Origin of the sequence: Micromonospora sp. CPM1, assembly GCF_023896895.1 — a bacterium.
GTDB classification, from domain to species: Bacteria; Actinomycetota; Actinomycetes; order Mycobacteriales; family Micromonosporaceae; genus Micromonospora; species Micromonospora tulbaghiae.
The window spans coordinates 162863-183035 of the sequence record NZ_JAMHIU010000002.1; the positions used below are offsets into that span (position 1 = coordinate 162863).

The window sequence follows — 20173 nt, forward strand, 5'->3', positions numbered from 1 at the left end:
TCATGAAGTTGACCGCACTCGGCGCCCCATTTGTCCCCGCTAACCTCATGATCAACGGGGTGGGCGCGGGGCGGGGGAGGGTGCCGGGGGGTGGGAGGGGGAGAGGGTTAGGGGAGGGGGACGGCGGGGCCGTCGCCGGCCAGGCGGAACGACTCCTCGCCCACCGGTTCCACCAGGCCGTCGGTGACCAGGCCGGCCAGGGCGCGGGCCCGCTGCACGTCGTCGTGCCACACCTGGTCCAGCCGCTGGTGCGGCACCGGGCCGGTGGACTCCCGCAGCACCGCGAGCAGCAGTCCGCGTACCTGCCGGTCGGTGCCGGCGTAGCGCTGCGGGCGTCGGGTCGGTCCCGTGGGTGCGGCCTGCCCGGAGGCCCGCCAGGCGCAGCTCGACTCGACCGGGCAGATCGCGCAGCGCGGGGCGCGGGCGGTGCAGACGACAGCGCCGAGTTCCATGAACGCGGCGCTGGCCAGCGCGGCGGCGGCCGGTTCGATCGGCAGCAGTTCCTCGGTGGCGACCAGGTCGGCCGGGCGGGTGGTGGGGCCGGCGTCGGGTTCACCGGCGATCGCCCGGCACACCACGCGCCGGACGTTCGTGTCCACCACCGGGTGCCGCTGCCCGTACGCGAACGCGGCGACCGCGCGGGCCGTGTACGTGCCGACACCAGGCAGCGCCAGCAACTGGTCGAGCCGGTCGGGCACGACGCCGCCGTGCCGCTCCACGATCGCCACCGCGCACTCGCGCAGGCGTACCGCCCGGCGGGGGTAGCCGAGCCGCCCCCACATCCGGATCGCCTCGGCCGGGGTGTCCTCGGCGAGCGCGCGCGGCTCGGGCCAGCGGGCCAGCCACGCCTCCCAGGCGGGCACCACCCGGACCACGGGGGTCTGCTGGAGCATGACCTCGGAGACCAGGATCGCCCAGCCACCGATGCCGGGCTTGCGCCAGGGCAGGTCGCGGGCGTTGCGCTCGTACCACCGGCTGACCTGGGTGGCGAATGTGGGATCGGACATCGCGCCGCCGATCATGTCACGGCGGTCTTTCCCGCAGGTTGGGCGGGCGGGGTGGCCGGGCGCGATCGATCATGGACGACGGGGCAGAATGTCCGAATGAACGAGCTCGCGATCACCGTCATCGGCCGGGACCGGCCGGGCATCGTGGCCGACGTCGCGGAGGTCCTCGCCCGGCTCGGCGCGAACCTCACCGACTCGACGATGACCCGGCTGCGTGGACACTTCGCGATGACGCTGATCTGCGTGGGCCCGGCCTCCGCCGACGTCGAGGCCGCGCTGGCCCCGCTCGCCGCCGACGGGCACCTGCTGGCGACCGTACGCGCGGTCACGCCGGACGCCGGCAGCGAGCCCACCGGGGAGCCGTACGTGCTGGCGGTGCACGGCGCCGACCGGATGGGCATCGTCGCGGCGATGACCCGGGTGCTGACCGACGCGGGCGGGAACGTGACCGACCTGAGCACCCGGCTGACCGGTTCGCTCTACGTGGTGGTCGCCGAGGTCGAGTTGCCGCCCGGAGTGTCGGACGAGGTGGCCGGCCGGCTCACCCGCGTGGCCGCGGAGCTGGGCGTGGGGGTCAGCCTCCGCCCGGCGGACACGGATCTGCTGTGACCGGGCCGGAGTACGCGGGCCTGGGCGGCTGGACCCCGGAGAAGCTCGGCGTCCCCGGTGCGGTACGTCCGGTGGTCACCGCGCCGGAGCCGGTGCTGAGCCGACCCGGCCCGGAGGTCGACCCGACGTCGGCGGAGGTGGTGCGCCTCGCCGCGGACCTGGTGGCGACGATGCGCGTCTCGCCCGGTTGCGTGGGCTTGGCGGCGCCGCAGGTCGGGGTGAGCGCGCAGGTGTTCGCCGTGGACGTGACCGGGCATCCGAAGGCGGTCACCGTGCACGGCACGTTCGTGCTCTGCAACGCGCGCGTGGTGGAGGCGTCCCGGTGGAAGGCCGGGCGGGAGGGCTGCATGTCGGTGCCGGACCTGACCGGCGACGTGAAGCGGGCCAGCCGCCTGGTGGTCGAGGGCGCGCTTCCGGGCAGCGGCGAGCCGGTGCGGCTGGTGACGGACGGCTTCGAGGCGCGGGCGCTCCAGCACGAGATCGACCACTGCGCCGGGCTGCTGTTCCTCGACCGGGTGGCCGGCGCGCACGCGATCTACCAGCGCAAGGTCTACCTCTGACGGTGGCGCTCGGAATCCTGTGTGGACGGGTGCGGCCGTACGGCGGCGGGTTCCCGGCGCGTCGGACCGCCGAGCCGTGCGCCGCGCGGCTACGGTAGGCGCATCATGCGTCTGACGGTCGGCCCTCTGCCCCCTGCCGTGTACTGGCGGCGTCGTGCCGTCGTGCTCGGAGCAGGGCTGCTCTTCCTGATTGTCCTGTTGTATTCCTGCACCGGTACGGACCGCAACACCGGCGCGCCGGGTACGGACCCGTCCCCGACCGGCTCGGCCGGGGCTCAGCCCGACCCGTCCGGTTCGGTGCTGACCCCGCAGTCGGGCAGCCCGTCACCGACAGCGGGTGACGCCGGCGGCGGTGGCGCGAACAACGGCGGCGGAAACACCGGTGGCGGCACCACCGGCGACGGCGGGAACACCGGCGGGGGCGCGAACAACGGGGGCGGCAACGGCGGCGCGACCGGTCAGCCGGTCTCCGACGACGGCACCTGCACCGACTCCGAGCTGCTGGTGACGCCGGTGGCGGTGCCGCCGACCGCCCAGCGGGGCACGGTGGTCACGCTGCGCCTCAAGGTCAAGAACGTGTCGAACCGTACGTGCAGCCGGGACGTCGGCGCCGACCTCCAGGAGCTGTACGTCAAGTCGGGCGCGGAGAAGATCTGGTCGTCGGACACGTGCGGCACCGGCAAGGGCTCGGACGTGCAGTCGTTCACGCCGAACTTCGAGCGCTCCTACGAGCTGGGCTGGAACGGCAAGCTGGACAACAAGTGCGCGAACGGGCTGGCGAACGGTGACTTCGCCGCGATCGGCGCGTACCAGGTGTTCGCGCGCGTCGGCACCAAGATCAGCGAGCCGGTGAAGCTGACCGTCACCGGCTGAGCGGTCGGTCAGACGTACCGTTCGAGGATGCTCGCCTCGGCGAGCCGGGACAGGCCCTCGCGGACGCCACGGGCGCGGGCGTCGCCCACGCCCTCGACCGCCTGGAGGTCTTCCACTGTCGCGCCGAGCAGCCGCTGGAGGCTGCCGAAGTGCACCACCAGCCGGTCGACCACGGCGACCGGCAGCCGGGGCACCTTCGCCAGCAGGCGGAACCCGCGCGGGCTGACCGCCGCGTCGAGCGCGTCGGAGGCGGACGGGTAGCCGATCGCCTTGGCCACGGCCACGAGGTCGATGAGTTCGGTGGCGCTGAGCAGGTCGAGTTCGACGAGCGCCTCGTCGAGCGTGCGCGACTTGCGGCCGGTCGGCAGGTAGTCGCGGATGACCAGGGTGCGGTCGGCGTCCACGCCGGCCATCAGCTCGTCGAGCTGAAGGGCCAGCAGGCGACCGTCGGTGCCCAGCTCCACCACGTAACCGGCGATCTCGTCGGCGATCCGCCGGACCATCTCCAGCCGCTGCACCACCGCCACCGCGTCGCGGACGGTGACCAGATCCTCGATCTCCAGCGCGGAGAGCGTGCCGGAGACCTCGTCCAGCCGGAGCTTGTAGCGCTCCAGCGTGGCGAGCGCCTGGTTGGCGCGGGACAGGATGGCCGCCGAGTCGTCGAGCACGTGCCGCTGGCCGTTGACGTAGAGGCTGATGATCCGCATCGACTGGCTGACCGAGATGACCGGATAGCCGGTCTGCCGGGCCACCCGCTCGGCGGTGCGGTGCCGGGTGCCGGACTCCTCGGTGGGGATGGACGGGTCGGGCATCAGGTGCACGCCGGCCTGCACGATGCGGGTGCCGTCGCTGGAGAGCACCACGGCGCCGTCCATCTTGCACAGCTCACGGACCCGGGTGGCGGAGAACTCCACGTCCATCGGGAAGCCGCCGGTGCAGATCTGCTCGACCACCTTGTCGTAGCCGAGCACGATCAGCGCGCCGGTGCGGCCGCGCAGGATCCGCTCCAGGCCGTCCCGCAGGGCGGTGCCGGGAGCCATCAGGGCGAGGTTGGCGCGCAGCGGATCGGCGCCGGCCCCGCCGCCGACGCTTCCGTTGACGCTCACGCTGATGGCACGAGCGGGGTTGGCGCTCACGGCGCCGGTACGGGCGTGCGGCGTCGCCGTTGCGGGCTTGGTGGCATCGCGGTCGATCGGCACGGGCACAGTCTACGGACTGCCATGCGGTGGGTGCTCTCGTGGTTACTGTGATGTGTCACGATGCCCGGCTCGGGCGGGTCGTCACGGGCTGAGTGGCCTGCCGGGAAACGCCCGGCGGATCCCACCGTGTCACTCCGCCGACGCGCGCGCGGCCGCCTGGAGGGCGGATCGCACGTCAGTGACCTCGATCACCCGCATGTTCTCCGGCCCGGCGCCGCTGCTCTCCGGCCCGCACCCGGGCGGCACGAGGGCCAGCCGGAAGCCGAGCCGGGCGGCCTCGGCCAGCCGCCGCGGCACCGCGCCGACGCGGCGGACCTCGCCGGTGAGCCCGACCTCGCCGATGGCCACCAGATGCGGGTTGAGCGCCAGGTTGAGCCCGCCGGAGGCGACCGCGAGCGCCACGGCCAGGTCGGCCGCCGGCTCGACCACCCGGATGCCGCCGACGGTGGCGGCGAAGACCTCCCGGTCGTGCAGGGTGAGCCGCTCGGTGCGGCGCTGGAGCACCGCGAGGACCATGGCGAGCCGGGCGCTGTCGAGGCCGGAGACGGTACGCCGGGGGGAACCGGCCACCGTCGCCCCGATCAGCGCCTGCACCTCGGTCACCAGCGCCCGGCGCCCCTCCATCGCCACCGTCACGCACGTGCCCGGCACCGGTTCGGAGTAGCGGGTCAGGAACAGGCCGGACGGGTCGGCCAGGCTGCTGATGCCGCCCTCGTGCATCTCGAAGCAGCCCACCTCGTCGGCCGCGCCGAACCGGTTCTTCACGCCGCGCACCATGCGCAGCGAGGAGTGCTTGTCGCCCTCGAAGTGCAGCACCACGTCGACCAGGTGCTCCAGCACCCGGGGGCCGGCCACCTGGCCGTCCTTGGTGACGTGCCCGACGAGCACGGTGGCGATGCCGCGCTCCTTGGCCACCGCGACGAGGGCGGCGGTGACCGCGCGGACCTGGGTGACGCCGCCCGGCACGCCCTCGGTGCCGGTGGTCGAGATGGTCTGCACCGAGTCGAGCACCAGCAGCCCCGGCTTGACCGCGTCGAGGTGGCCGAGCACCGCCGACAGGTCGCTCTCGGCGGCCAGGTAGAGCTGGTCGTGCAGGGTGCCCATCCGCTCGGCGCGCAACCGCACCTGGCTGACCGACTCCTCACCGCTGACCACCAGCGACGGGCTGCCGGCTCCGGCCGCCCACTGCTGGGCCACGTCGAGCAGGAGCGTCGACTTGCCCACGCCGGGCTCACCGGCGAGCAGCACCACAGCGCCGGGGACCAGCCCGCCGCCGAGCACCCGGTCGAGCTCGCTGACTCCGGTGGGACGGGCCCGGGCGGGCGCGGCGCTGATCGTGGCGATCGGCCGGGCCGGCTCGGCCGGCATCCGCGAGCTGACCACCCGGCCGGAGACCATCGGGCCGGTGACGGTGCACTCGACCACCGAACCCCACTCGCCGCACTCGGGGCACCGGCCCACCCACTTCGGGGGCTGGTGGCCGCAGGCGTCGCACTCGTAGGCCGGGCGGGGTTCGCGGGTGGCGGCGCGACCGCGGCCGGCGCCGGCGCGGGGGGAGGTCGATCGGGGCGTGGTCACCACCGGACGCTAACCGGCCCGTACGACGAAAGCCCACCCGAAACGGCGGCACCGCCGGCGTGGCGCTGGCCACGGCGGCGGTGCCGACGGAAGGAGGGAGAGGTCAGTGGCCGCCCTCGACGCCGCCGTCCTCACCGGCGTGCTCACGCGGGTTCACGATCTTCGACGGCGTGGCCTCCGGGGTCAGCGGGATGCCGATCGGCGCCGGGGTCTTGACGACCTTGCCGTCGCCGAAGTCGAAGGTCAGGTTGACCTGCTGGCCGACGAGCAGCTTCTCGTTCAGGCCGACGAGCTGGAGGAACCGCGGGTTGCCGGCGTTGAGCTGGGCGTAGCTGAGCGCCGGGATCTCGATCCGGGCCGGCTGGCCGGCGGGCGCGGACTCGCTCTCGCTCGGCGACGGGCTGACCGACGGCGACCCGGTCACCTCCAGCGACTGGCTCGGCGACGCGCTCGGGTCGGTGGCGGTCGGCGAGGCGGTCGCCGGCTCGGTGGGCGAGCCGGTCGGGGTGGCGGCGCCGCTCTCGCCCGCGCCGGAACCTGTGAGCACGATCTCCCGCGCGCTGTCGGTGGTGACCGTCACGGTCACCGGCTTCTCGCTGTCGTTGTAGATCACCACGTTGACCGGCGCGTTCGACCCGGCCTCGTAGCCCTTCGGGCCCGGGAACTGCACGTAGAGCCCGCGCACCTTGTACAGGTTGTCGGAGGTCTGGACGTTCACGCCCTGTACCGACGGGATCTTGTTGGCGGTCTCGGAAATCTGCCCGGCGCCGCACCCGGACAGCAGCAGGCTCGCCGCCGCCGCCGTGCCGGCCAGCAGCAGGGCCGGCCCCCGGGAACCCCTGATCGAGCGCGTCACGTCGGTCCTCCTCGTCACGATCCCCGCCCGGTCGACCACCGGGCACGGGGTGGCCATACCCGCGCAGACCGCGCTCCAGGGTAGTTGGAGCTGATCGAGGCCCGCACGCGGACCCGGCAATGCCACCTCGGAGGGGACTCCTCAGACCAGCCGGCCGCTCGTCACCAGCAGCACCACATCGATGAGCGCCACCACCAGCACCGCCCGGAAGGCGGTCGCCGAGCGTCCGGCGGTCGCGCGTCCCGCGTACCAGCCGACCGCCGGCACGGCGACGGCGGCGGCCACCGCCGACAGGCCGGTCCACGACGGCGGCCCGGGCGGGCCGAGGACCAGCGCGACGGTGGCCGCGAGCAGCAGCCCGGCGGCGGCCAGCCGGCTGCCCACCGGCCCGAACCGGTGCGGCAGGCCGCGCACCCCGGTCCGGGCGTCGTCGGCCAGGTCCGGCAGCACGTTGGCGAAGTGCGCGCCGGCGCCGAGCAGCGCGGCGGCGGCCACCAGCCAGGCCGGGGGCACCGGCGAGCCGGGCAGCGCGAGCACCACGAACGCGGGCAGCGCGCCGAACGAGACCGCGTAGGGCAGCACCGACACCGGCGTCGACTTCAGCGGTCGGTTGTAGAGCAGCGCGGAGACCAGGCCCAGCGTGGCGCAGGCCGCCGCGGCCGGGCCGCCGGCCAGCGCCAGCACCGGCACGGCGACGGCGGCCACCGCGGTGGCCCGGGCCAGCGTCGGCCGGGTGACCTCGCCGGTGGTCACCGGTTTGTCGGTACGCCCCACCGCCGCGTCCCGGTCGGCGTCGATCAGGTCGTTGCTCCACCCGACCGCGAGCTGGCTGGCCAGCACCGTCAGCGCCACCGCCACCACGCCTGCCGCGGAGTGCCCGACGCCGGCGGCGAGCAGCGCGGCGACGACTGTGACCGCCGCCGCGGGTTCCGGATGGCTCGCCCTGACCAGCCCTAACACCCGTGTCGACATAAGGGAAGTCTGGTCGTTACCGGGCAGTCGTGCCACGCTCGACGCATGCCCGACGCGTCGCCGGTGTCCACTCCGTACCGGGTGCTGCCGCCGAACGACCCGCGGCAGTACGACGACCTGGCCGGTGAGTGGTGGCGGCCGGACGGCGCGTTCGCGATGCTGCACTGGCTGGCCCGGGCCCGGGCGGCGCTGGTGCCGGCCGCGTCCACGCCGGACGATCTGCTCGTCGACCTGGGCTGCGGCGCCGGGCTGCTGGCGCCGCACCTGGCCGGCAAGGGCTACCGCCACGTCGGGGTGGATCTGACCCGCTCCGCGCTCGACCAGGCCGCCGCGCACGGCGTGACTGTGGTCCAGGCCGACGCGACGGCGGTGCCGCTGGCCGACGGCTGCGCGGCGGTGGTCTCCGCCGGTGAGCTGCTGGAACACGTGCCGGACTGGCGGCGGGCGGTCGCCGAGGCGTGCCGGCTGCTGCGCCCGGGCGGCCTGCTGGTGCTGGACACGCTCAACGACACGCTGCTGGCCCGGCTGGTCGCGGTGGAGCTGGGCGAACGGCTGCCCACCGTGCCGCGCGGCATCCACGATCCACGGTTGTTCGTCGACGCCCGCGCGCTGGTCGCCGAGTGCGCCCGGCACGGCGTGTCGCTGACGGTGCGCGGGGTTCGCCCGCAGCTGGGCGGCACGCTGGCCTGGCTGCTGCGCCGCGTGCGCGGCGGCGCCGACCGTCCGGACCGGACCGAACCCCGCATCGTGCCGACCCGGTCGACTGCGGTGCTGTACCAGGGCTGGGGGCGCCGGGGCGGGTAGCCGGGGCCGCCCGGGGTAAAGGACGCGAGGAGGGGGCGACATGACTGTGCACGCGCTGGAGGCGGCCCGCCGGTTGGCGCCGCGACTGGCCGCCCGCGCGGCCGAGCACGACCGGGACGGCTCGTTCCCTGTGGACGACTTCGCGGATCTGCGGGCGGCCGGGCTGTTCGGCCTGATGGTGCCGCCCGAGCTGGGCGGTACGGGTGCGAGCTTCGCGGAGTACGCCGCGGTCGCCACCGAACTGGCCCGGGGCAACGGCGCGACCGCGCTGGTGTTCAACATGCACGCCTCGGTCACCGGCGCGCTGGGCGCGGTCACCGAGGAACTGGCCGAGGCGCTCGGCGTACCGGACGAGGCGCTCGCGGCGCGGGACCGGCTGCTGCGCGCGGCGGCCGACGGCGCCTGGTACGCGGTCGCGATGAGCGAACGCGGCGCCGGCGCCCGGCTGTCCCAGCTCAGCACCGTCTACGAGCCGGTCGAGGGCGGCTGGCACATCAAGGGCAGCAAGACGTTCTGCTCCGGCGCCGGCCACCCGGACGGCTACCTGGTGGCCGCCCGCAGCGCCGCCGACCAGTCGGTGGTGTCGCAGTTCCTGGTGCCGGCCGGGGACGGGATCACGGTCGAGCCCACCTGGGACTCGCTCGGCATGCGGGCCACCTCCTCGCACGACGTGCACCTGGACGTGACGGTCCCGGCCGACCGGCTGCTCGGCGGCGTCGAAGGGCTGGCCCTGGTCGTCGCCCAGCTCATGCCGCACTGGCTGGTGGCGAGCTACGCGGCGGTCTACGTCGGCGTGGCCCGGGCCGCCATCGACGCCGCGGCCGAGCACCTCAACGCGCGCAACCTCGCTGGCCTGCCCGCCGTACGGGCGCGCCTGGGCCGGGCCGACGCGGCCACCGCCGCCGCCGAACTGGTGGTCGCCGAGGCGGCCCGCCGGGTCGACGAGGCGCCCGGCGACGCGGAGACGAACCGCTGGGTGTGGCGGGCCAAGCTGCTGGCGGGCACCACCGCCGCGGAGGTGGCGGCCTCGATGCTGGAGGCGGCGGGCACGTCGGCGACCCGGCGTGGGCATCCGCTGGAGCGGCTCTACCGGGACGCCCGCTGCGGCTCGCTGCATCCGGCCACGTCCGACGTGTGCGCCGACTGGCTCGGCATCGCCGCACTCGGCGGCGACCCGGACCGGGACAGCGCGCTCCCTCGTTGGTGAGCGCGAGGAGTGAGCCGGGTCTGCGAGCCCCGCAGTCGCGAACGAAAGGCGGCACGGTGAGCGCGAGGAGTGAGCCGGGTTTGCGAGCCCCGCAGTCGCGAACGAAAGGCGGCACGGTGAGCGCGAGGAGTGAGCCGGGTCTGCGAGCCCCGCAGTCGCGAACGGAAGGCGGCGCTGTGACCAGGGTGGGCGCGAGGAGTGAGTGAAGGGCGAGGGGTGGGGGACGTGGGCATACCGGTGATCGCGGGTCTGGGTACGGCGCAACCGCCGGCCGCGATGCAGGACGAGCTGTGGACGGGCTTCTTCGCGGGGCACTTCCAGGGGAACACCCGGGCGCTGGCCGAGCGGATCTTCGCGAACTCGGGCGTGACCCGGCGGCAGGCGGCGGTGAATCCGCTGCTGGAGGACGTCTCGGAGTGGCCGACCGAGCGCCGCATGCGCCGCTACCAGGTCGAGGCGCTGCCGCTGGGCAAGGAGGCGGTCAGCCGGGCACTCACCGCCGCCGGCCTGGACGCCGCCGACGTCGGGCTGTTCATCGTCTGCTCGTGCACCGGGTACGCCACCCCGGGGCTGGACATCCTGCTCGCCCGGGATCTCGGGATGTCCCCGAGCACCCAGCGCATGTTCGTCGGGCACATGGGCTGCTACGCGGCTCTGCCCGGGCTGGGCGCGGCGAGCGACTTCGTCACCGCCCGGGGTCGGCCCGCGCTGCTGCTCTGCGCGGAGCTGACCAGCCTGCACATCCAGCCGCCGGGTGCCCGGGTGGACACCCAGCAGATCGTCTCCCACGCGCTGTTCTCGGACGCCGCGGTCGCCGCCGTGGTCGTCCCCGGCGGCCGGGGGTACGCGCTGCGCGAGGTCACCTCGGTCACCGACACGTCCACCGCCGACCACATGACCTGGGACGTCACCGACACCGGGTTCCGGATGGGGCTGTCGCCGAAGGTGCCGCAGGTCCTCTCCCGGCACGTGCAGGATCTGGTCGACGACCTGCTGGCCCGGCACGGGTGTGAGCGCTCCGACGTGGACGGCTGGGCGGTGCACCCGGGCGGGCCGCGGATCCTCAACGTGGTTGAGCGTGAGCTGGCGCTGCCGCCGGACGGGCTCGCCGCGTCCCGGGGGACGCTCGCCGAGCACGGAAACTGCTCGTCGCCGACGGTGCTGCTGATCCTGGACCGGCTGTGGCGTACGGAGCCGTCACCGCCGCGCTGGGTGGTGATGCTCGCGTTCGGCCCGGGCCTGACGCTCTACGCGGTGCTGCTGGAACGGGTGGGTTGACGGCTCGCCCCCGCCCGGGCCGCGCGGATACGCTGCCGTCATGGCCTCCGAGGAGCGGGACGGGCGGGTGCTGCTGGCCGTCCTGACCGTTCTGGCGCTGGCGGCCGGCGCGGCCTGGTGGCGGTCGGCGGCACCGGAGCCGGGTGCGGTCACGGCAGTGCCGGTGCCGCCCCCGAGTGCGGAACCGATCGCCCGCACCTGGCGGGTCGACCCGTCGACAGGCGACGCCTGGCCGGCACGACCGGGGCGCGACCCGACGGCCCGGGCACTCCGTGCGCCGGCCACGGCACCGGACCGGTCGGTGGTGATCCGGGTCGAGGACGACGGCACCTCGCATGTGCTCCAGGTGTCGCACGTGGTGTGGCGGGAGACGTCCGCGTTGACGCCGGACGGGCCGCCCGTCGTACGCCAGGTGAATCCCTCGCGGGGCGATGACTACCGGCTGACGGTGAGCTGCTCCGGGGACGGGGCGGTCGCCGTGCAGCTCTCCGGTGCCGGGTCCGGCGACGCGCGTCGGTTCCTCCGGTGCGGCGGGCGACTGGAGCTGCCCTTGCTGGGTGGCACGGGCGCACCGGTGCTGGTGCGGTTCACCGCTGTACGCGGCCGGGCCGAACTGGACGCCCGGCTCGAAGCGCTCTACTGACCGCTGTGGCGCGCCCCGCGTCGGCGGCTCGGCCGCCCGCTCGCGTCCTCGCCCTCGGCGGCTCAGCCGCCCAGCCGGGCCAGGTCGGCGCCGTAGTCCGACAGCGGGCCCAGTTCCGGCACCACCCGGACCAGTGAGCCCTGCCGGTCCACGAGCAGCGCGGCGGCGGTGCCGGGGTGGGGCGACAGGTGCAGGTAGGAGCGCAGCCCGCCGGCCGGGTCGCCGAGCGGGCGTACCCCGGGGGCGCTCGCCGGTCCGGCGCTGCGGCCCTCGGTCACGGTGACCACCGTGACGCCGGGCGGGGCGGCGCGTGCCGCGGTGCCGACCTGCTCGGCGCAGACGCAGGCGTCGACCAGGATGATCATGGAGGGCAGCAGGCTGCGCAGCGGTACCGGCGTGTCGTCCGCGCCGACCAGGTCCAGCGCGGGCAGCGGGCCGACCGGTTGCGGCGCGGTGGTGGAGCGGGGGAGCACCGTCGGCGCGCCGGACCGCGTGCCGGCACGTGGCCAGGTGACGGCGGCCAGCCCGGCGAGCGTGACCAGCACCGACACGAGCAGGATCAGCGCGGGCAGCCCGAGTCGGGCCGGCCCGGTACGCCGGCCGGGGCCCTGCCGCGCGCGGCGCAGCTCCCGGCGGACCTGCCGGGCCTCCTCGGCGAGCGCCGAGGCGTCGTCCGGTACGACCACCCGGCCCCACTCCGGGGGCAGGCCGGGCAGCCCGTCCGGCGGCCCCTGGCCGTCAGCGTCAGGCACGCCCATCGGACCCCCAGGAACGTCTCGGTGAGCGGACGTCACGTCCCTCACCAGCGTCCCGCACCGGCCGCCGTAACGCCACACCTGGGCGCGGACCGAGTTGCGGAGCTACCATGGAAGGAGCGCATTGCCCTAGATCTGGACGCTCCCGTCACCCGTTACCGGGTTGTCACGTGTTCCTCACGGAGCGTGTCGAAAGCATCGGTTTGACCGCCTGTCAAGCTGAAGAAATACCTCTCACAGGGCCCCTGAGCTGCGCCAACGGTCAGGACAGCGGTGAGACATCGGTGCCTGAGCGTGTTACCCTAGACACAGCGAAAGGGGTTTCGAACCTATGGTTTTCAGTGTCGGCGAGACCGTTGTTTACCCCCACCACGGGGCCGCACTCATCGAGGCAATCGAGACTCGGGTCATCAAGGGCGAGCCCAGGGAATACCTCGTCCTGAGGGTCGCACAGGGTGACCTGACGGTCCGGGTGCCCGCCGAGAACGCCGAGATCGTGGGTGTGCGCGAAGTGGTTGGCGAAGAGGGCCTGGGCAAGGTCTTCGACGTGCTCCGTGCACCGCACACCGAGGAGCCGACCAACTGGTCGCGGCGTTACAAGGCGAATCTGGAGAAGCTGGCCTCCGGTAACCCGCTGAAGGTGGCCGAGGTCGTCCGCGACCTGTGGCGCCGGGAGCGGGAGCGGGGCCTGTCGGCGGGCGAGAAGCGGATGCTCGCCAAGGCTCGTGACATCCTCGTCGGCGAGGTCGCGCTGGCGGAGAAGAGCACCAAGGACGAGGCCGAGACGCTGCTCGACAAGGTGCTGACCGAGGCCTGATCCACGCCTCTGCCTCTACCCACCCCGCAGCGAACGAATCCGAGGACCGCGACGTGACCGCGCAGCTCAATCCGCGCGGTGACGTCGCGGTCCTCGTTCCTGCGGCCGGTGCCGGGGTACGCCTCGGACCCGGCGCCCCGAAGGCACTCCGGTTGCTCGCCGGCGAGCCGCTGCTGGTGCACGCGGTCCGCCGGATCGCCGCCGCCCCCTCCGTGCACACGATCGTGGTGGCCGCGCCGGCGACCGAGGTCGAGGCGGTACGCGCGCTGCTCGCCCCCGTCGCTCCGGTGACAGTGGTGCCCGGTGGCGCCGAACGCCAGGAGTCGGTGGCGGCGGCCCTCGCAGCCGTACCAGCCGGTCCGGAGATCGTCCTGGTGCACGACGCGGCCCGCGCGCTCACCCCGCCCCACCTGGTCGAGTCGGTGGCCGCGGCGGTCCGCGACGGGCACGACGCGGTGATCCCGGTGCTGCCGGTGGTCGACACGATCAAGGAGGTCGACGCGACCGAGCGGGTGCTCGGCACCGTCGACAGGTCAGCGCTGCGCGCGGTGCAGACGCCGCAGGGCTTCCGCCGGTCGGTGCTGGTCGCCGCCCACCGGTCGGCGGGTGACGCGCTGACCGACGACGCCGGGCTGGTCGAGAAGCAGGGGGGCGCGGTGACCTGCGTACCCGGCTCCGAGATGGCCCTGAAGATCACCCGCCCGTTCGACCTGGCCCTGGCCGAACACCTGCTGGCCACAGGCGCCTGACGCGCGCCGCTCGGCGGCTTCGAGATCTTGGTACGAAACGGCCCCCATAGGGGCCCCTTGCTACCAAGATCTCTCCCGGCGTATGCGTACCCTCTGGTCATGATCGTTCCTCGGGTGGCTGTCGGCACCGACGTGCACGCGTTCGCGGCCGGGCGGCCCTGCTGGGTCGCGGGCCTGCACTGGCCGGACCAGGACGGCCTGGCCGGTCACTCCGACGCCGACGTGGCGGCGCACGCCGCCTGCAACGCCCTGCTCTCCGCCGCCGGTCTCGGTGACCTGGGCGCGAACTTCGGGGTGGACCAGCCGGAGTGGGCGGGCGCGTCCGGGGTGGCGCTGCTGACCGAGAGCGCGCGCCGGGTACGGGCGGCCGGCTTCCAGATCGGCAACGTGTCGGTGCAGGTGGTCGGCAACCGCCCCAAGATCGGGCCGCGCCGCGAGGAGGCGCAGCGGGTGCTCTCCGAGGCGGTCGGCGCGCCGGTGACCGTCTCCGCGGCCACCACCGACGGCCTGGGCTTCACCGGGCGCGGAGAGGGACTGGCCGGGATCGCGGTGGCCCTGGTCTACGAGGCGCCGGCCGGCTGACGCGGTGGCCGGCGACGCCGGCCACCGCGTCCGGCGGATCAGTCGACGTCGGTGCAGACGTCATGGGTCGTGCCGTGGAGCATCGTGATGGTCTTGTCGTACGTGGGGGAGAACTCCACCCGGAACTGGCCGTCGACGATCCACAGCCCCTTCGGCAGCGTGCCGGCGTTCTCCCGGAAGCCGAGCAGCACCGGCCCCGTCACGTACCAGGTCATCGAGCCGTCGGTGCGGTAGACGACGAGGGAGGTGCCGCTCGCGTCCGCCGTGGACGTGGCGCCGGTCTCCAGGTTCGTCACCCGGTTGATCAGTGCGCCGGTGAACAGCTCCCGCTTCGGCGTGCCGTCCGGGTAGGTCTCGATCGTCAGCTTCCGCACCTCGTCCACGATCGGCTCGACCCGTACCGCGAACTCGCATCGCGCGCCGGCGGGCATCTCGAACGCGGCCTGGGGCGCCGGCTCCCAGGCACCCGGGGCGAGATGCCGCTCCGGCGCGGCGGACGCCGAGCCGGGCAGGGCCGCGACCACCGCCGCCACGACGCTCGCCACCGCGATACTCATCCTGAACCGCATGTTCCACTCCATCCGTCGCTGGTCCGGACCGCGAGCATCACCGGGGCGGATCACCACCGGCTCACCGCGCCGGGCGGCCGCCGTCGAGTGGGTGGACCCGGCCGGGCGGGGTCCTCACCACGCGATCACCGCGGGGCGACAACCCCCGGCCCGGGCCGGATCGTCCTGTTCGGTATGGAGTTCCGCCTGCTCGGGCCGTTCGAGGCCCGCCACGACGGCCGGCCGGTCGAGGTCGGCAGCCGGCGCCAGGAGCGTTGCCTGCTCGGGGTGCTGCTGCTCGACGTGGGCCGGGTGGTGCCGACCGACCGCCTCATCGACCTGCTCTGGAACGGCCGGCCGCCGGCCACGGCCCGGAGCGCGGTGCAGACGTACATCGGGCGGCTGCGGGGCTCGCTCAACCCGTACGGGGTGCGGATCAGCACCCGGGGCGAGGGCTACGTGGTCGAGGAGGACGGGCACCGGGTCGACGTCGACGAGTTCGCCGACCTGGTCCGGGCGGCCGGGAGAGCCGCCGATCCCGCCGAGCGGGTGCGCTCGCTCGACCGAGGGCTCGCCCTCTGGCGCGGGCCGTTGCTCGCCGACGCGGCGGACGACGAGTTGCGGGACCGGCTGCACGGCACGGTCGAGGAGCTGCGCCTGGTCGCCGTGGAACTGCGGGCCGAGGCGCAGCTCGCGCTGGGGCAGCACGCGCGGGCGATCACCGACCTGATGCCGCTGGCCGCCCGGCACCCGACCCGGGAACACCTCGTGGCGGTCCTGATGACCGCGCTGTACCGGGGTGACCGGCGGGCCGACGCGCTGCGCCTCTACCGCACCACCCGGGACCTGCTCGTGGCCGACTTCGGTGTCGAGCCGGGGCCCCGGCTCCGGGAGGTGCAGCGGCGGGTGCTCGCGGGCGACGACCGGCTGGACCGGGCCGGCCGGCCGATGCACGAGATCCGGGTCGGCGAGGAGAGCCTGCCGTGGAGCGTGGGCGGCCACCCGGCCCTGGACTTCTGCAACACGTTCGCCGGCTGGGGGCACGAGCCTCCGTTGCCCGGCGCCGAGTGGCTGCGCGGCTACCGGACCCTCGCCGTCTGGGCCGGTCACGTCGGGCTGGTGGACGAGGTCTCGACGAACCGCCTGCTGCACCTCGCCCGCCGTGACCCGAAAGCGGCGGAGGCGGTGCTCGGCGAGGCCCGTACGCTCCGCGCCGCGCTCTACGCCGGTCTGGTCGACCCGGACGACGGCCCGGCCTTCGAGACTGTCGCGCGGGCCGCCGAGGCCGCCGCCCGTACGCTCGTCTTCCGGCGTGAGGCCGACGGACGCGGCCGCTGGTGGCCGGACCTGGCGGCCGGCTTGCGGCTGCCGGTGCACGCCGCCGCGTTCAGCGGCGCGCAGCTGCTCGCCGATCCGGCCCGGTTCACGGTGCGGGTCTGCCCGGACCGGCGGTGCGGGTGGCTGTTCCTGGACGAGAGCGGACTGCGCCGGTGGTGCAGCCTGGGGACGTGCGGCGGCCGGGCGGGCGCGTCCTGCCGGAGTGCCTGACGCCGGGCACCCTCGGCGAGCGGTGGGGCCGGGCGGATACGCTCGCCGGGATGCCGAGTGACGCCGCTCCCGACCAGTCCGCCGCCGACGGCTACCTGCAACGCGCCCACCTGCTCGCCGAGCTGGGGCGCTACGACGAGGGGATCGGCGAACTCACCGCGCTGATCGCGGCCGAGCCGGCGCACCTGCCCGCGTTGACCATGCTGGCCCGGATGCACCTGGCCGCCGACCGGCCGGCCGAGGCGCTCGCCGCCGCCGAGACCGCCGTGGTCGCCGCCGGTGGCACGTCCGAGCGTGAGTCGCCCGCCTCTGAGCCGCCCGCCTTCGGGACGCTCGCCGCGGAGACGTCCACCCGCGACGTGCCCGGCGCCGTGCCGCCTGCTGCCGCTGCCGACGAGACGCCCGCCCAGGAGGCGGCCGGCGCGGAGACGCCCACCGCCGGGGAGGTCGTGCCGGCGCTCGTGGCGCGCGGGTTCGCGCTGCTCGACCTCGAACGCTGGAAGCCCGCCGCCGCGACCGCCGACGAGATCCTGGCGCGCGCGCCGGGCGACGCGTACGCGCAACGCAGTGCCGCCGCCCTGCTCTCCGCGTCGCGCAACGGGCAGGCGGCGCTGGACGCGGCGTGGCGCGGGGTGGAGCTGTCGCCGGACGAGCCGGAGGCGCACCTGGTGCTCGGCCTGGTCGCGGTGCGGCTGCAACTGTTCGACCTGGCCGAGCGGGCCTACCGGGAGGCGCTGCGGCTGGACCCGGAGCTGGGCGAGGCGGGGCAGGACGTGGGCGTGGCCCGGCTGGAACGGCGCCGGTACGCCGAGACGCTGGAACACCTGACCGCGATGGCCGACCTGCCGGTGGCCCGTCCCGACCCGGTCCGGACCGTGGACGACGGCATCCGGCGCCTCCTGCTGTCGGTGGCCGGGCTGTCCCTGTTCGGGAGCGTGCTGGTAGCCGCGCTGGCCCCGGCCTCGCCGGGCGCGTCCCGGCTGTTCGCGGTGCTGGCGGTGGCCGGGGTGGCGGTGCTGCTGCGGCGCCCGGCGACGTGGCGGCCGGGCCTGCGGGAGGCGATGTCGCGGGGCCTGGTCGTGCCGGTCTACGCGGCCGCCGCCGCTGTGGTGCTGCTGCTGGCGTACGCGCTGGTCGGCGGCCCGTGGCCGCTGGTCGGGGCGATCACCGCGTCGGTGGTGGCCGGATTCACCGCGTTCGCTCGCCGGTGAGAGGGTAGGAGGACCGGAAACACCGGCTGAAGGAAGCGGGAATCAGTGCTCACCGTCAACGCCTACGCGGCGACGTCCGCGACCGAACCGCTCGCTCCGACCACCATCGAGCGGCGCGATCTCGGGCCGGACGACGTTCTCATCGACATCAGGTTCTCCGGCATCTGCCACTCCGACATCCACACCGCGCGCAGCGAGTGGGGCCCGGCGCGCTACCCGATCGTGGTGGGTCACGAGATCGCGGGCGTGGTGCGCGAGGTCGGCTCCGCGGTCACGAAGTTCGCCGTCGGCGACCGGGTCGGCGTCGGCTGCCTGGTCGACTCCTGCCGGGAGTGCGACAACTGCCGCAAGGGGCTGGAGCAGTACTGCCTGAAGGGCAGCACCGGCACGTACGGCGGGGTGGGGCGGGACGGCGAGCCGACCCAGGGCGGCTACTCGCAGGCCATCGTGGTCAGCGAGGACTTCGTGCTGCGCATCCCGGACGGCATCGAGCTGGACGCCGCCGCGCCGCTGCTCTGCGCCGGCATCACCACGTACTCACCGCTGCGGCACTGGAACGCCGGGCCGGGCCGCCGGGTCGCGGTGATCGGCATGGGCGGTCTCGGCCACATGGCGGTAAAGCTGGCCCACGCGATGGGCGCCGAGGTGACTGTGCTGTCCCAGTCGCTGAAGAAGCGGGAGGACGGGCTGCGGCTCGGCGCCGACCACTACTACGCGACCTCCGACGAGGACACGTTCACCACGCTGGCCGGCTCGTTCGACCTGATCATCAACACGGTCAGCGCGACGCTCGACATGGACGCGTACCTGCGGCTGCTGGCGGTGGACGGGACGCTCGTCAACGTGGGCGCGCCGGAGAAGCCGCTGTCGGTGCACGCGTTCTCGCTGATCCCGGCCCGGCGGTCGTTCGCCGGCTCGAACATCGGCGGCATCGCGGAGACCCAGGAGATGCTCGACTTCTGCGCCGAGCACGGGCTGGGCGCCGAGATCGAGGTGATCCCGGCCGAGAAGATCAACGAGGCGTACGAGCGGGTGCTCGCCTCCGACGTGCGCTACCGCTTCGTCATCGACGCGTCCACGTTCTGACGACCGCGTGCGAAGGGGCCGCGTCCGTGCCGGGCGCGGCCCCTTTCGCGTACGTCAGGGCTTGCGCGCCCAGGTCCAGGCGTAGCCGTCGTCCTCGCAGGCGGCGGCCGCGTCGCAGAGGTCGAGCGGGCGGAACGTGTCCACCATGACCGCCAGCTCGTCGAAGAACTCCGCACCGATCGACCGCTCGGCCGCGCCCGGCTGCGGGCCGTGGGTGAAGCCGGACGGGTGCAGCGAGATCGAGCCCTGCTCGATCCCGGAGCCACGCCGCGCCTCGTAGTTGCCGCCGGTGTAGAACAGCATCTCGTCGGAGTCGACGTTGTGGTGGTTGTACGGCACCGGGATGGCGGCCGGGTGGTAGTCCACCTTGCGCGGCACGAACGAGCAGATCACGAAGTTCGGGCCCTGGAACGTCTGGTGGACCGGCGGCGGCTGGTGGATCCGCCCGGTGATCGGCTCGAAGTCGTGGATGGAGAACGCCCACGGGTACATGTGCCCGTCCCAGCCGACCACGTCGAACGGGTGGTTCGCGTAGACGTACCTCGTCCAACCGCGACGGTGCCGCACCAGGACCTCGACCTCTTCGCCGTCGACCAGCAGCGGGGTGTCCGGTCCCCGGACGTCGCGCTCGCAGTAGGGCGCGTGCTCCAGGAACTGCCCGCGTACGGAGAGGTAGCGCTTGGGCGGCCCGATGTGGCCGGACGCCTCGACGGCGAGCAGCCGGGTCGGCTCGTCGCCGGTGGGCACCAGGCGGTGGATGGTCGAGGTGGGGATGACGACGTAGTCGCCGGCCACCGCGTCGAGCACGCCGAATGGCGACTCGACCCGCATCGACCCGGCCTCCAGGTAGAGGCAGTGGTCGCCGGTGGCGTCGCGGAACAGCGGCGACGGCCGGTCGGCGAGCACGTACGCGATGCGTACGTCGTCGTTGGCGAGCAGGTACTGCCGGCCGAGCACCGGGTCGGCGCCGGTGCCGTCGAGCTTGTGCGTGCGCAGGTGGCGCGGCTTGAGCGGCAGGTTCGGCACGCGGGTGACGGTGGGCGGGGCGTACTCCTCGGCGGCGAGGATCGCGGTCGGCGCGTGCCGGTGGTAGAGCAGCGACGAGTCGGAGGAGAAGCCCTCCTGGCCGACCAGTTCCTCCGCGTAGAGCGTGCCGTCGGGCTGGCGGAACTGGGTGTGGCGCTTGCGCGGCACGTCGCCGACGCTGCGGTAGTACGGCATCTCGCCTCCCGATATGTCCCGTTCTCCGGCCGGTGGCGTCCGATAATCGGACGCTGTTGTCCGTTCCTCG

At 74.3% G+C, this 20173-nt stretch carries 21 protein-coding genes; 13 read left to right on the top strand and 8 right to left on the bottom strand.

Annotated elements, in window-relative coordinates; translation table 11 throughout:
- Positions 1 to 107: 107 nt before the first annotated feature.
- On the bottom strand, positions 108 to 1007 hold the full coding sequence (locus M8C11_RS03270) for an A/G-specific adenine glycosylase (protein WP_252448263.1): 900 nt from the start codon (positions 1005 to 1007) through the stop codon (positions 108 to 110).
- 96 nt (positions 1008 to 1103) lie between these two features.
- Between M8C11_RS03270 and M8C11_RS03275 the strand changes: the two genes are divergently transcribed.
- From M8C11_RS03275 to M8C11_RS03285, 3 genes are all read left to right on the top strand, one after another.
- Positions 1104 to 1616, top strand: coding sequence for a glycine cleavage system protein R (locus tag M8C11_RS03275; RefSeq protein ID WP_252448264.1), 513 nt, complete (start codon positions 1104 to 1106; stop codon positions 1614 to 1616).
- Positions 1613 to 2176 carry a peptide deformylase gene (locus M8C11_RS03280; protein ID WP_091047297.1) on the top strand — a complete coding sequence of 188 codons (564 nt, stop codon included), beginning with the start codon at positions 1613 to 1615 and terminating at the stop codon, positions 2174 to 2176. The genes M8C11_RS03275 and M8C11_RS03280 overlap by 4 nt, the downstream gene beginning before the upstream one ends.
- A gap of 105 nt (positions 2177 to 2281) precedes the next feature.
- The gene (locus tag M8C11_RS03285) at positions 2282 to 3049 is read left to right on the top strand and encodes a hypothetical protein (protein ID WP_121686693.1); all 768 of its coding nucleotides are present in this window, start codon (positions 2282 to 2284) and stop codon (positions 3047 to 3049) included.
- Between the two features lie 8 nt (positions 3050 to 3057).
- Here the strand turns inward: M8C11_RS03285 and disA are convergent, their stop codons facing one another.
- From disA to M8C11_RS03305, 4 genes are all read right to left on the bottom strand, one after another.
- Positions 3058 to 4248: a DNA integrity scanning diadenylate cyclase DisA gene (gene disA / locus M8C11_RS03290; RefSeq protein ID WP_121686698.1), complete on the bottom strand. Its 1191-nt coding sequence runs from the start codon at positions 4246 to 4248 to the stop codon at positions 3058 to 3060.
- Between the two features lie 129 nt (positions 4249 to 4377).
- A complete protein-coding gene (gene radA, locus M8C11_RS03295; RefSeq protein WP_199733348.1) occupies positions 4378 to 5826 on the bottom strand; it encodes a DNA repair protein RadA in 1449 nt (482 codons plus the stop codon).
- 103 nt (positions 5827 to 5929) lie between these two features.
- Positions 5930 to 6682, bottom strand: a complete 753-nt coding sequence (locus tag M8C11_RS03300) for a hypothetical protein (RefSeq protein WP_252448265.1) — start codon at positions 6680 to 6682, stop codon at positions 5930 to 5932.
- Positions 6683 to 6823: 141 nt separating this feature from the next.
- A complete protein-coding gene (locus tag M8C11_RS03305) occupies positions 6824 to 7654 on the bottom strand; it encodes a UbiA family prenyltransferase (protein WP_120572816.1) in 831 nt (276 codons plus the stop codon).
- A gap of 45 nt (positions 7655 to 7699) precedes the next feature.
- Between M8C11_RS03305 and M8C11_RS03310 the strand changes: the two genes are divergently transcribed.
- The 4 genes from M8C11_RS03310 (at position 7700) to M8C11_RS03325 (ending at position 11586) form a co-directional block, all read left to right on the top strand.
- Positions 7700 to 8458, top strand: coding sequence for a methyltransferase domain-containing protein (locus M8C11_RS03310; RefSeq protein WP_121686696.1), 759 nt, complete (start codon positions 7700 to 7702; stop codon positions 8456 to 8458).
- A gap of 40 nt (positions 8459 to 8498) precedes the next feature.
- Entirely contained in the window at positions 8499 to 9665 is a 1167-nt protein-coding gene (locus tag M8C11_RS03315) for an acyl-CoA dehydrogenase family protein (RefSeq protein ID WP_121685894.1), read from the top strand.
- Between the two features lie 225 nt (positions 9666 to 9890).
- Entirely contained in the window at positions 9891 to 10943 is a 1053-nt protein-coding gene (locus M8C11_RS03320) for a type III polyketide synthase (RefSeq protein ID WP_121685905.1), read from the top strand.
- A 40-nt stretch (positions 10944 to 10983) separates the two neighbouring features.
- The gene (locus M8C11_RS03325) at positions 10984 to 11586 is read left to right on the top strand and encodes a hypothetical protein (RefSeq protein ID WP_252448266.1); all 603 of its coding nucleotides are present in this window, start codon (positions 10984 to 10986) and stop codon (positions 11584 to 11586) included.
- Positions 11587 to 11648: 62 nt separating this feature from the next.
- On the opposite strand, the gene M8C11_RS03330 is transcribed toward M8C11_RS03325, so the two are convergent.
- Positions 11649 to 12344, bottom strand: coding sequence for a hypothetical protein (locus tag M8C11_RS03330; protein ID WP_252448267.1), 696 nt, complete (start codon positions 12342 to 12344; stop codon positions 11649 to 11651).
- A gap of 328 nt (positions 12345 to 12672) precedes the next feature.
- Here M8C11_RS03330 and M8C11_RS03335 point away from each other — a divergent pair, with 328 nt between their 5' ends.
- The 3 genes from M8C11_RS03335 to ispF all read left to right on the top strand — a co-directional run bounded on the left by M8C11_RS03335 (position 12673) and on the right by ispF (position 14489).
- Positions 12673 to 13158, top strand: a complete 486-nt coding sequence (locus tag M8C11_RS03335; RefSeq protein WP_013288937.1) for a CarD family transcriptional regulator — start codon at positions 12673 to 12675, stop codon at positions 13156 to 13158.
- A 53-nt stretch (positions 13159 to 13211) separates the two neighbouring features.
- A complete protein-coding gene (ispD, locus tag M8C11_RS03340; RefSeq protein ID WP_252448268.1) occupies positions 13212 to 13907 on the top strand; it encodes a 2-C-methyl-D-erythritol 4-phosphate cytidylyltransferase in 696 nt (231 codons plus the stop codon).
- Between the two features lie 99 nt (positions 13908 to 14006).
- Complete coding sequence (gene ispF / locus M8C11_RS03345) at positions 14007 to 14489, top strand: 2-C-methyl-D-erythritol 2,4-cyclodiphosphate synthase (protein WP_104114853.1); 483 nt, start codon at positions 14007 to 14009, stop codon at positions 14487 to 14489.
- Positions 14490 to 14527: 38 nt separating this feature from the next.
- Here the strand turns inward: ispF and M8C11_RS03350 are convergent, their stop codons facing one another.
- Entirely contained in the window at positions 14528 to 15058 is a 531-nt protein-coding gene (locus M8C11_RS03350; protein ID WP_120574107.1) for a hypothetical protein, read from the bottom strand.
- 174 nt (positions 15059 to 15232) lie between these two features.
- Here M8C11_RS03350 and M8C11_RS03355 point away from each other — a divergent pair, with 174 nt between their 5' ends.
- The 3 genes from M8C11_RS03355 to M8C11_RS03365 are packed head-to-tail and all read left to right on the top strand — an operon-like array spanning position 15233 to position 18882.
- Complete coding sequence (locus tag M8C11_RS03355) at positions 15233 to 16585, top strand: BTAD domain-containing putative transcriptional regulator (protein ID WP_252448269.1); 1353 nt, start codon at positions 15233 to 15235, stop codon at positions 16583 to 16585.
- Positions 16586 to 16635: 50 nt separating this feature from the next.
- The gene (locus M8C11_RS03360; protein WP_252448270.1) at positions 16636 to 17796 is read left to right on the top strand and encodes a tetratricopeptide repeat protein; all 1161 of its coding nucleotides are present in this window, start codon (positions 16636 to 16638) and stop codon (positions 17794 to 17796) included.
- A 45-nt stretch (positions 17797 to 17841) separates the two neighbouring features.
- On the top strand, positions 17842 to 18882 hold the full coding sequence (locus M8C11_RS03365) for an NAD(P)-dependent alcohol dehydrogenase (RefSeq protein WP_252448271.1): 1041 nt from the start codon (positions 17842 to 17844) through the stop codon (positions 18880 to 18882).
- Positions 18883 to 18936: 54 nt separating this feature from the next.
- Here M8C11_RS03365 and M8C11_RS03370 read toward each other — a convergent pair whose 3' ends face one another.
- Positions 18937 to 20103 carry a homogentisate 1,2-dioxygenase gene (locus M8C11_RS03370; RefSeq protein ID WP_252448272.1) on the bottom strand — a complete coding sequence of 389 codons (1167 nt, stop codon included), beginning with the start codon at positions 20101 to 20103 and terminating at the stop codon, positions 18937 to 18939.
- Positions 20104 to 20173 lie beyond the last annotated feature (70 nt).

Bases quoted from the DNA above. Each gene is read 5' to 3' on its own strand.
- M8C11_RS03270 (WP_252448263.1), bottom strand. From the start codon at position 1,007: ATGTCCGATCCCACATTCGCCACCCAGGTCAGCCGGTGGTACGAGCGC.
- M8C11_RS03275 (WP_252448264.1), top strand. From the start codon at position 1,104: ATGAACGAGCTCGCGATCACCGTCATCGGCCGGGACCGGCCGGGCATC.
- M8C11_RS03285 (WP_121686693.1), top strand. From the start codon at position 2,282: ATGCGTCTGACGGTCGGCCCTCTGCCCCCTGCCGTGTACTGGCGGCGT.
- M8C11_RS03305 (WP_120572816.1), bottom strand. From the start codon at position 7,654: ATGTCGACACGGGTGTTAGGGCTGGTCAGGGCGAGCCATCCGGAACCC.
- M8C11_RS03310 (WP_121686696.1), top strand. From the start codon at position 7,700: ATGCCCGACGCGTCGCCGGTGTCCACTCCGTACCGGGTGCTGCCGCCG.
- M8C11_RS03315 (WP_121685894.1), top strand. From the start codon at position 8,499: ATGACTGTGCACGCGCTGGAGGCGGCCCGCCGGTTGGCGCCGCGACTG.
- M8C11_RS03325 (WP_252448266.1), top strand. From the start codon at position 10,984: ATGGCCTCCGAGGAGCGGGACGGGCGGGTGCTGCTGGCCGTCCTGACC.
- M8C11_RS03330 (WP_252448267.1), bottom strand. From the start codon at position 12,344: ATGGGCGTGCCTGACGCTGACGGCCAGGGGCCGCCGGACGGGCTGCCC.
- M8C11_RS03335 (WP_013288937.1), top strand. From the start codon at position 12,673: ATGGTTTTCAGTGTCGGCGAGACCGTTGTTTACCCCCACCACGGGGCC.
- ispF (WP_104114853.1), top strand. From the start codon at position 14,007: ATGATCGTTCCTCGGGTGGCTGTCGGCACCGACGTGCACGCGTTCGCG.
- M8C11_RS03350 (WP_120574107.1), bottom strand. From the start codon at position 15,058: ATGCGGTTCAGGATGAGTATCGCGGTGGCGAGCGTCGTGGCGGCGGTG.
- M8C11_RS03355 (WP_252448269.1), top strand. From the start codon at position 15,233: ATGGAGTTCCGCCTGCTCGGGCCGTTCGAGGCCCGCCACGACGGCCGG.
- M8C11_RS03360 (WP_252448270.1), top strand. From the start codon at position 16,636: ATGCCGAGTGACGCCGCTCCCGACCAGTCCGCCGCCGACGGCTACCTG.
- M8C11_RS03370 (WP_252448272.1), bottom strand. From the start codon at position 20,103: ATGCCGTACTACCGCAGCGTCGGCGACGTGCCGCGCAAGCGCCACACC.